Annotated in this window: 9 protein-coding genes; 7 read left to right on the forward strand and 2 right to left on the reverse strand. The window is 76.3% G+C overall.

Going from position 1 to position 9866, the window contains the following annotated elements; all coding sequences use genetic code 11:
• Together ABEB16_RS01160 and ABEB16_RS01165 are read left to right on the forward strand one after the other, a co-directional pair.
• Positions 1-492, forward strand: a 492-nt coding sequence (locus ABEB16_RS01160) for a type III PLP-dependent enzyme domain-containing protein (RefSeq protein ID WP_486335969.1), incomplete at its 5' end; no start/stop codon positions are given.
• 138 nt (positions 493-630) lie between these two features.
• On the forward strand, positions 631-2499 hold the full coding sequence (locus ABEB16_RS01165; RefSeq protein WP_345710446.1) for a SpoIIE family protein phosphatase: 1869 nt from the start codon (positions 631-633) through the stop codon (positions 2497-2499).
• Here the strand turns inward: ABEB16_RS01165 and ABEB16_RS01170 are convergent.
• On the reverse strand, positions 2496-3023 hold the full coding sequence (locus ABEB16_RS01170; protein ID WP_345710447.1) for a DinB family protein: 528 nt from the start codon (positions 3021-3023) through the stop codon (positions 2496-2498). The genes ABEB16_RS01165 and ABEB16_RS01170 overlap by 4 nt on opposite strands.
• Positions 3024-3035: 12 nt before the next feature.
• Complete coding sequence (locus ABEB16_RS01175; protein WP_345710448.1) at positions 3036-3653, reverse strand: TetR/AcrR family transcriptional regulator; 618 nt, start codon at positions 3651-3653, stop codon at positions 3036-3038.
• A gap of 148 nt (positions 3654-3801) precedes the next feature.
• On the opposite strand from ABEB16_RS01175, the gene ABEB16_RS01180 reads away from it, so the two are divergent.
• From ABEB16_RS01180 to amaB, 5 genes are all read left to right on the forward strand, one after another.
• On the forward strand, positions 3802-4677 hold the full coding sequence (locus tag ABEB16_RS01180) for a poly(ethylene terephthalate) hydrolase family protein (RefSeq protein ID WP_425560071.1): 876 nt from the start codon (positions 3802-3804) through the stop codon (positions 4675-4677).
• Between the two features lie 94 nt (positions 4678-4771).
• On the forward strand, positions 4772-5251 hold the full coding sequence (locus tag ABEB16_RS01185) for an Lrp/AsnC family transcriptional regulator (RefSeq protein WP_345710449.1): 480 nt from the start codon (positions 4772-4774) through the stop codon (positions 5249-5251).
• A gap of 94 nt (positions 5252-5345) precedes the next feature.
• Positions 5346-6698 (forward strand): L-lysine 6-transaminase, encoded by a 1353-nt coding sequence (lat, locus tag ABEB16_RS01190; RefSeq protein ID WP_345710450.1) that lies wholly within the window; start codon positions 5346-5348, stop codon positions 6696-6698.
• A gap of 10 nt (positions 6699-6708) precedes the next feature.
• Positions 6709-8190, forward strand: a complete 1482-nt coding sequence (gene hglS / locus ABEB16_RS01195) for a 2-oxoadipate dioxygenase/decarboxylase (protein WP_345710451.1) — start codon at positions 6709-6711, stop codon at positions 8188-8190.
• Positions 8187-9761 carry an L-piperidine-6-carboxylate dehydrogenase gene (gene amaB / locus ABEB16_RS01200; RefSeq protein ID WP_345710452.1) on the forward strand — a complete coding sequence of 525 codons (1575 nt, stop codon included), beginning with the start codon at positions 8187-8189 and terminating at the stop codon, positions 9759-9761. The genes hglS and amaB overlap by 4 nt, the downstream gene beginning before the upstream one ends.
• The last annotated feature ends 105 nt before the right edge of the window (positions 9762-9866 follow it).

Raw genomic sequence — 9866 nt, forward strand, 5'->3', positions numbered from 1 at the left:
CTGCGGGCGGCGGCCGTGCCGGGCGGGGTGCGCAGCGGCGGTTCCACCCCGACCGCCGACCTGGCCGCCACCGGCGCGCTCAGCGAGGTGCGCCCGGGGGTGTACGCCTTCCACGACGCCCAGCAGGTCGAGCTCGGCGTGGCCGGCTGGTCGGACGTCGCGCTCACCGCGGCCGCCACCGTCGTCAGCCGCCACGGCCGCGAGGTCGTCGTCGACGCCGGCAGCAAGGTCCTCGGCGCCGACCGGCCCGCCTGGGCCAGCGGGTACGGGCGGTTGCCGGACCACCCCGGGGCGCGGGTGGTCGCCCTCTCCGAGCACCACGCCACGATCGGCTGGCCCGCGGGGGAGCCGCTGCCGGAGCTGGGCGCGCTGCTGCGGGTGGCGCCGAACCACGTGTGCGCGGCCGTCAACCTCGCCGACGAGCTCGTCGTCACCGCCTCCGGTGCGGTCGTGGACCGCTGGCCGGTCGCGGCGCGCGGCCGGAACGCCTAGGGGGCCGGTCGCGCCGTCGGGGCGGCCGGGTGGCGCCGCCTCCCCGCTCGCCCGCCGTCGCCGTCGCTGGTTGTCTGGACCACGGCCCCGGCCGTGGTGGCACGCGGGGGTGGGCGTCCGGGACGGGAGGGGGACGGGGTGGTCGACGGGGTGGTCGGCGGGGGGACCGGCGGGCTGCCGGAGGTGGACTTCGCGAAGGTCTTCGACGAGGCGCCCGCACCGTTCCTGCTCCTCACCCCAGACTTCGTCATCGTGCACGCCAACCGGGCGCGGCTGGAGGCCACCGCCACCACTCTCGAGGACACCGTCGGGCGCAACCTCTTCGACGTCTTCCCGGCCGCCCCCGACGACCCGGCGGCGGAGGGCATCCGGATGCTGCGCGAGTCCCTGGAGCGGGTCCGCGACACCGGCCGGCCGGACCTGATGCCCGTCACCAAGTACGACATCCCGATGCCCGACGGCGGCTACGTCGAGCGGTACTGGAGCCCCCGCAACGTCCCCGTCCTCGACGAGCGGGGGCGGGTCGTGCTCCTGCTGCACCGGTCGGACGACATCACCGAGTACGTGCGCGACCGCGACGAGGCCCGGCTGGAGGCGGCGCGGGGCAGCCGCTGGCGGGAGCGGGTGACGCAGGTCGAGTCCGACCTCTTCGCCCGCACCCGGGAGCTGGAGAGCGCCAACGCCCGGTTGCGCGAGGTGGGGGAGCAGCAGCGCCGCACCGCCCGCCGGCTGGCCGGGCTGGCCGCCCTGGCCTCCGAGCTCGCCGCGACCGAGACGAGCGCGGACCTGCTCGAGGTCCTCTTCCGCCGCGCGGGAGCCACCGTCGGCGCCACCGCGGTGCTCGTCGGCACCGTCCGCGACGACGACCGGCTGGAACTGGCCGACAGCCTGGGGGAGCGCTCGGCCCTGCACGGTGGGCTGCTGCCGGCGGACTCCCCCCTCGCCGTCGCCGCGGCCGCCCGCGGCGCGCGGGTGCTCGTGCCCGACGCCTCGCGGGCCGCCCCGGTCCCCGCGGTGGGGGCGGAGGCGGTGCGCACGGCGGGCCTGCGGGCGTGGGCCGCCCTGCCGCTGCGCGCCGCGGGTCGCCCGCTCGGCGCCGTGGCCTTCGGCTGGGCGCAGCCGCAGGTCTTCGGCGCCGAGGAGACCGAGCTGCTGGAGGCCGTCGCCGCCCAGTGCGCCCAGGCGCTGGAACGGGTGCGGCGGCTGGAGGCGGAACGGCAGCGGGCCAGCGCCACCCGCACCCTGGCGGAGACCCTGCAGCGCTCCCTGCTCACCGATCCGCCGCAGCCGGACCACCTCCACGTCGTGGCGCGCTACGTGCCCGCGGCGCAGGAGGCCCACGTCGGCGGCGACTGGTACGACGCCTTCCCCTCCCGCGACGGGGCCACCCACCTCGTCATCGGTGACGTGACCGGGCACGACCGCTTCGCCGCGGCGGCCATGGGGCAGCTGCGCAACACGCTGCGCGGCATCGCCCACGCCCTCGGCCGCTCCCCGGCGGAGGTCCTCACCGCCCTCGACGAGGCCCTCGCCGACCTGGGGTCGACGACGCTGGCGACGGCGGTCCTCGCGCGGGTCGAGCAGGCCCCGGAGGAGTCGGCGGCGGGCCTGCGCACCCTGCGCTGGTCCAACGCCGGCCACCCGCCGCCGCTGCTCCTGCAGCCCGGTGCGCCCGCCCGGTTGCTGAGCCGCCCCGAGGACCTGATGCTCGGCCTGCTCCCGCACGTCCCCCGCAGCGACCACGCGGAGGCGCTGCACCCGGGCGCGACGGTGGTGCTCTACACCGACGGGCTGGTGGAACGCCGCGGTGAGACCCTGGACGAGGGCCTGCGCCGGCTGGTGGAGGCGGGGGCCCGTCTCGCGGAGCTGCCGCTGCCCGGGCTCTGCGACGCCCTCATCGCCGAGCTCGCCCCGTCGGCGGAGGACGACGTCGCCCTCCTGGCGGTGCGGGCGCACCCGCAGGACCGCCCGCGCCCACCCGAGGCCGGGCCGGCCGGGAACCCCTAGACCTCCGGTGGCGCCGCGGAGGCGGCCAGGCTGCGCCGGACGTCCCACTCGTGGTGGTGGGCGTCGTGGGCGTTGTTGCCGGCGACGTCCGCGGCGGGCTGCGGCCCGCGCGTGGCGTGCTGCAGGACGACGCCGGCCGCCACGGCCTCGCCGAGCACCTGCACCCACGCCGCCGCGCTGCGCTCCAGCGACCACAGGGCCGCGGGCAGGGACGTCCGCTCGTAGCCGCGGGCCGCCGCCAGCGCGTCGGGGTCGTAGCCGGCCACGCGCGGATCGCCCCCGCGCAGGACGCCGGCGACCCGCTCGGCCCACTGGCGCAGGTTGTCCCCGACGTGGCACACGTACCCGGTCACCGACCAGCCCAGGTCCGGGTGGCGCTCGGTGCCCGCCCGACCGGTCAGCAGCCGCGCGTAGCGTGCGGGCACCTCGCGCACGTAGGCGATGTCGGCCGCGGCGTCGCCGGACCAGGACCACGCGCACCGCGTGCACGGATCGCCGTACAACCGGGCTCCCCAGGGTTCCACGGGCCCGTGATCCTAAGGTGCCCGCCAGGTGGCGGCCCGCCGCGCCAGGTCGGCCAGCAGCACCTCGACCGCGGCGTCGACGCGTGCGCGGTCGCCGGTGACGAGCAGGTCCGCGACGAGGCCGCGCATGGCTCCCAGCGCGAGGGTCGCCAGCGGCGCCGCCTCCGCGGCGGGGCAGCCCGCGCGCCGCAGCCCGGTGGTGAGCAGCGCGGTGCGCTCGTCCAGCGAGCGGCGCACCGCGGCCGCCAGTTCCGGCTGGTCGTGCAGGGCGTGGCCGGTGACGGCGGCGAACAGGCGCAGGGAGCGCAGGCCGCGCTCGGAGGTGGCGTGCCGCCACAGGGCGCGCAGCGGGTCCTCGTCGCCGGCGACCAGCCCGGGGGAGCTGAACGCCCGGGTGAGGACCTCCTCGACGATCTCGGCGACGAGGCGTTCCTTGGTGCCGAAGTGGTGCACCAGCGTGGCGTGGCTGACGCCGGCGGTCTCGGCGACGGTGCGCAGCGAGAGGGAGGCGATGCCGTGCTCCAGGGCGTGCTCGGTGGCCGCCTGCCGCAGTTCCTCGCGCCGGTGGCGGTAGCGCAACCGGCGCCCGTCCTCCTTCGGTGCGCCGCCCGCGTCCGGGGTCTGCGTCACGACGTCTCCTCCGGCCTGTCCACGGCCGGAGGGTATCCGCGCCCACCGGGCGCCAGAATTGCTTGACCGATCGGTAGGGCAACCCTAGAGTTCCAGCCGTCCGGCGCCGGGCACCGCTTTCCGACTCCTCGCCCCGTGGAGGGACCCCGTGAAGCTCCTCGCCCGCAGGTTCGGCCTGCCCCTCGCCGCCGCGGCGGTCGCCGCCTCGTCGCTGCTCGGCGTGCAGGCGCCCGCCTCCGCCGCGACCAACCCCTACGAGCGCGGCCCGGCGCCGACCCGCGCCAGCATCGAGGCCACCCGCGGCTCGTTCGCGACCTCGCAGACCACCGTGTCGCGCTTCGCGGTCTCCGGGTTCGGCGGCGGCACGATCTACTACCCGACGACCACGACCGCGGGCACCTTCGGCGCCGTGGTGATCTCCCCGGGCTACACCGCCCGGCAGTCCAGCATCGCCTGGCTCGGCCCCCGGCTGGCCTCGCAGGGGTTCGTCGTCATGACCATCGACACCCTCACGACGTCGGACCGGCCCAGCTCCCGCGGTGACCAGCTGCGGGCGGCCCTGCGCTACCTGACGACCAGCAGCGGCGTGCGCACCCGGATCGACGCCACCCGGCTGGCCGTGATGGGCCACTCCATGGGCGGCGGGGGGTCGCTGGAGGCGGCGAAGGACGACCCGTCCCTGCAGGCGATCATCCCGATGACGCCGTGGAACCTGGACAAGACCTGGCCGGAGGTGACGACCCCCACCCTCGTCATCGGTGCGCAGAACGACTCCGTGGCGCCGGTGGCGTCGCACTCCGAGCCCTTTTACGCCTCGCTGCCGGCCACCACGGACAAGGCGTACCTGGAGCTGCGCGGGGCCAGCCACTTCGCCCCGAACACCTCCGACACCACGATCGCGTCGTACTCCATCTCCTGGCTCAAGCGGTTCGTCGACGACGACACCCGCTACGACCAGTTCCTGTGCCCGGCGCCCGCCGCGAGCCTGGCGATCAGCGAGTACCGCAGCACCTGCCCGTACTGATCCCACGATCCCGACGGCGCCGCGGCGGACCTCTCCCGCCGCGGCGCCGCCGCGTCCGGCCCTCGTCCCGGACGCGGCCCGCTAGCCTCCGTCCGTGGCTGAGGTCCTCGACGACGGCATCGACCGGCTGCTGGTGCACGTGCTGGCGGAGGACGGGCGGGCGACGCTGACGACGCTGGCCGCGGCGGCCGGGTTGTCCGTCTCGGCGGTGCAGGCCCGGGTGCGCCGCCTGGAGGCGCGCGGTGCGATCCGGGGCTACTCCGCCGACGTCGACCCCGAGGCGCTGGGCCTGCCGCTGGCGGCGTTCGTCGCCATCACCCCGCTGGACCCCGCGCAGCCGGACGACGCCCCCGAGCGGCTCACGGCGCTGCCGGCGATCGAGGCGTGCTACTCGGTGGCGGGGGAGGAGAGCTACCTGCTGCTGGTGCGGGTGGCGTCCCCGCGGGCGCTGGAGGAGCTGCTGGCGGCCATCCGCGCCACCGCGAACGTGCGGACCCGCACGACCGTCGTGCTCAGCACCTCCTTCGAGCGGCGCAGCGTGGCCTTCGCGGACCGGATCCCGCCCGCGGAGTGATGCGCCGGTGGAATGACGTCGTTCGGTCAGTTTGGCCGTAGGACTTCCTGTCGATGGCTTGTTGTGCCGGAAGTCTTCGGCTTACGCTGCTGCCATGACGCAGATCGCCGAGCACCCCGCCGACGTGGTGGCTCCCCGCGCCGCGCTCGCCCCCGCAGCGGTCCACGAGGTCATCGGCCGCCACCTGCTCGCCGACGGCTTCGAGTTCGTCCTCGACCTCGCCGCCTCCCGCGGTGCCACCCTCGTCGACGCCCGCGACGGCGGCCGCTACCTGGACCTGTTCACGTTCTTCGCCTCCTCCGCGCTCGGGATGAACCACCCCGCGCTCGCCGGTGACGAGGCGTTCCGCGCCGAGCTGCTGCGCGCGGCGCTCAACAAGCCGAGCAACTCCGACGTCTACACCGTCGAGATGGCCCGCTTCGTCGAGACGTTCGCCCGCGTCCTCGGCGACCCGGCGCTGCCGCACCTGTTCTTCGTCGAGGGCGGGGCCCTCGCCGTGGAGAACGCCCTCAAGGTCGCCTTCGACTGGAAGTCCCGCTGGAACGAGGCGCACGGCCTCGACCCCGCCCTCGGCGCGAAGGTCCTGCACCTGGAGCACGCCTTCCACGGCCGCAGCGGCTACACGATGTCGCTGACGAACACCGACCCCGTCAAGGTCGCGCGGTTCCCGACGTTCGGCTGGCCGCGCATCCCCGCCCCCTACACCGCCTCCGGCGTGGACGTCGCCGAGCGCGAGCGCGCCGCCCTGGCCGCCGCCCGCGCCGCGTTCGAGGCCGACCCGCACGACATCGCCTGCGCCATCGTCGAGCCGATCCAGGGCGAGGGCGGCGACCACCACTTCCGCCCGCGGTTCCTCCGCGCGCTGCAGGAGCTGTGCCACTCCTTCGACGCGCTGTTCGTCGTCGACGAGGTGCAGACCGGCTGCGGGATGACGGGCACCGCCTGGGCGTACCAGCAGCTCGACCTCACCCCCGACGTCGTCGCCTTCGGCAAGAAGACGCAGGTGTGCGGCGTGATGGCCGGCGGCCGCGTCGACGAGGTGCCCGACAACGTGTTCCGCGTCGGCTCCCGCATCAACTCCACCTGGGGCGGAAACCTCACCGACATGGTGCGCGCCCGCCGCGTCCTGGAGGTGATCGAGGCCGAGGGGCTCATCGCCCGCGCCGGTGTCCTCGGCGAGCACCTGCGCGCCCGCCTCGCCGGGCTGGCCGAGCGCCACGACGTCGTCACCGACGTCCGCGGCCGCGGCCTCATGTGCGCCTTCACGCTGCGGGACACCGCCTTGCGCGACGCCGTCGTGGCACGGCTGCGCACGGAGGAACACGTCCTCGTCCTCGGCTGCGGCACCCGCAGCCTGCGGTTCCGCCCCGCGCTGACCGTCGAGGCCGCCGAGCTCGACGCCGGCGTGGCCGCCGTCGACCGGGTCCTGACCGCGCTGGGCGCCTGAGGAGGACGTGGTGACGACGACGGAGAAGGAGACGGAGCCCGGCGCGGTGCCGGGCGGTGCTGCCGTGCCGCGGTGGGCGCTGCGGGCCGCCTTCGCCCGCTCCCTGTCGGCGATGTACGGCCGCGAGGTCCCCGCCTACACCACGCTGGTGCAGGTGGCGACGGAGGTCAACGCCGACGTGCTGCGCAGCCGGGGCGCCGCCGCCGAGCGCCTGGGCTCCGCCGCGCGCGTCACGGCGGAGCGGCACGGCGCGATCCGCGTCGGCACCCGCGAGGAGCTGCGCCAGGTCGCCGCGGTGTTCGCCGGGTTCGGCATGCACCCGGTGGGTTTCTACGACCTGCGCGACGCCTCGGCCAGCTCCGTGCCCGTCGTCTCCACCGCGTTCCGGCCGCTGGAGGTGGAGGAGCTGGCGCGCAACCCCTTCCGCGTCTTCACCTCCGTCCTCGTCGCCGACGACCGGCGGTTCTTCGACGCCGACCTGCAGACCCGGCTGGAGGCGTTCCTCGCCCGGCGCACCCTGTTCCCGCCGCGGCTGCTGGAGCTGGCGGCGCGGGCGGAGGCCGCCGGGGAGCTGCCCGCCGGGGAGGCGGCGGAGTACCTGCGCCTGGCGACCGCGGCGTTCGAGCTGTCCCCCGAACCGGTGGACCGCGCCTGGTACGCGGAGCTGTCCCGCGTCTCCGCGGTGGCCGCCGACATCGGCGGGGTCGCCTCCACCCACGTCAACCACCTCACCCCGCGCGTGCTCGACATCGACGAGCTGTACCGGCGGATGTCCGAGCGCGGCATCGAGATGATCGACGAGATCCAGGGGCCACCGCGCTGGGACGGCCCCGACGTGCTGCTGCGCCAGACCTCGTTCCGCGCGCTGTCGGAGCCTCGCCGCTTCCGCGAGGCCGACGGCAGCGTCACCACCGGTGCGCTGCGGGTGCGGTTCGGGGAGGTGGAGGCGCGCGGCATCGCGCTGACCGCGGCCGGTCGCGCCGCCCACGACGAGGCCGTCGCCGAGGTGGACCGGCGGCTGGCGGCCGAGCCGGGCGGGGTGCGCGCCGACGTCGCCGCCCGGGTGTGGGCCGAGCGGCTGCCCCGCAGCGAGGACGAGCTGGACCGGCGGGGGTTCGGGGTCTTCACCTACCGCCTCCTCCCCGGCGCCCGCGGCGCGGCCGATCCGGGCGCGAGCGTGCACGACCTCGTCCGCGCCGGTCTCGTGGTGCGCGACCCGGTGGTCTACGAGGACTTCCTGCCCCGCTCGGCGGCGGGCATCTTCCGGTCCAACCTCACCGACGAGGGCACCAAGGACACCGCGCTGGCGGGCAGCGCGCGCGACGAGGCGTGGATGGCGGAGGTGCTGCAGCGCCCCGTCACCGACCCGGTCGCGCACTGCGCGCAGCAGCGGCACGCCTCGCTGCGGGCCCTGGCCGCGCAGCTGCGCCTGGACGCCACCACCCTGGACCCGACCCCGAGCACCGAGCGCCCGCAGGAGAACCCCGCATGACCAGCACCGACGACCGCCCCGCGACGAGCGCCACCCGCGTGCCGCCGCCGGCCGAGCTGCGCGCCGCGGCGCTGCGGGCGCTGCGGGCCTGCGGGGTGCCCGAGGAGGCGCTGCAGGCCCGCGCGGGGGCTGCAGGGCTGCCCGCCGTCACCTGCCTCAACGGCGAGGAGCTGCTGCGGCTGCCCGCCGCCGGGGCCGGTGACGTCGAGCGCGTCGTCGCCGCCGCCGACGAGGCGTTCCGCACCTGGCGCACCACGCCCGCGCCGGTGCGCGGCGGCCTCGTCAAGCGGCTCGGCCGGCTGCTCGCCGAGCGCAAGGAGGACCTCGCCGACCTCGTCGCCCTGGAGGCCGGCAAGATCCGCTCCGAGGCGCTCGGCGAGGTGCAGGAGATGGTGGACGTCTGCGACTTCGCCGTCGGCCTCTCCCGCCAGCTGTACGGGCGCACCATGCCGTCGGAGCGCCCCGGCCACCGCCTCATGGAGACCTGGCACCCCCTCGGCGTGGTGGGCGTCATCTCGGCGTTCAACTTCCCCGTCGCGGTGTGGTCGTGGAACACCGCGATCGCGCTCGTCTGCGGCGACGCCGTGGTGTGGAAGCCGTCGGAGAAGACCCCGCTCACCGCGCTGGCGTGCTCGGCGCTGCTGGCGCGGGCGATCGCCGACACCGCTGCGCCGCAGGGCCTGCACGGCCTGCTGCTCGGCGACCGCGCGGTGGGGGAGGCGCTCGTGGACTCCCCGCGGGTGGCGCTGGTCAGCGCCACCGGTTCCACCCGGATGGGCCGGGAGGTGGGTCCGCGGGTCGCGGCCAGGTTCGGTCGCAGCCTGCTGGAGCTCGGCGGCAACAACGCCGCCGTCGTCGCGCCCTCCGCCGACCTGGACCTGGCCACCCGCGCGATCGTGTTCGCCGCCGCCGGCACCGCCGGGCAGCGCTGCACGACGCTGCGCCGGCTCATCGTGCACACCTCGGTCGCGGAACCGCTGCTGGAGCGGCTCGTCGCGGCCTACCGGCGGCTGCCGATCGGCTCGCCGCTGGACCCGGCCGTGCTCGTCGGCCCGCTGGTCGACGCCTCCTCCGGGGACCGCTTCGACGAGGCGCTGCGGCGCGCCCGCGCCGCCGGTGGCGAGGTGCTCGCCGGCGGTGGCCGGCGCGAGGTGGAGGGCGCGCCGGGCGGGTGCTACGTCGAACCCGCGATCGTGCGGATGCCCGCGCAGGCCGACGTGGTGCGCGAGGAGACCTTCGCGCCGATCCTCTACGTCCTCACCTACGAGGGGTTCGAGGAGGCGATCGCCCTGCACAACGACGTCCCGCAGGGGTTGTCGTCGGGCATCTTCACCGCCGACCAGCGCGAGGCCGAGCGGTTCCTCGCCGCCGACGGCTCCGACTGCGGCATCGTCAACGTCAACATCGGCACCTCCGGCGCGGAGATCGGCGGCGCGTTCGGCGGGGAGAAGGAGACCGGCGGCGGCCGGGAGTCCGGCTCCGACGCGTGGAAGGCGTACATGCGCCGCGCCACGAACACGGTGAACTCCTCCGGGCAGCTGCTGCTGGCGCAGGACGTCACCTTCCTCTGACGCGGGGCCCCGCCCGGGCGGGGGACCCCGGCGCGTCGGTTCAGCGCACCAGCGGTGCGCTGCAGCGCAGCAGCCCGTCGCGCAGCCCGGTGCCGCGGCGGGCGA

The organism is Kineococcus glutinatus (genome assembly GCF_039542765.1).
Taxonomy (GTDB): Bacteria; Actinomycetota; Actinomycetes; order Actinomycetales; family Kineococcaceae; genus Kineococcus_A; species Kineococcus_A glutinatus.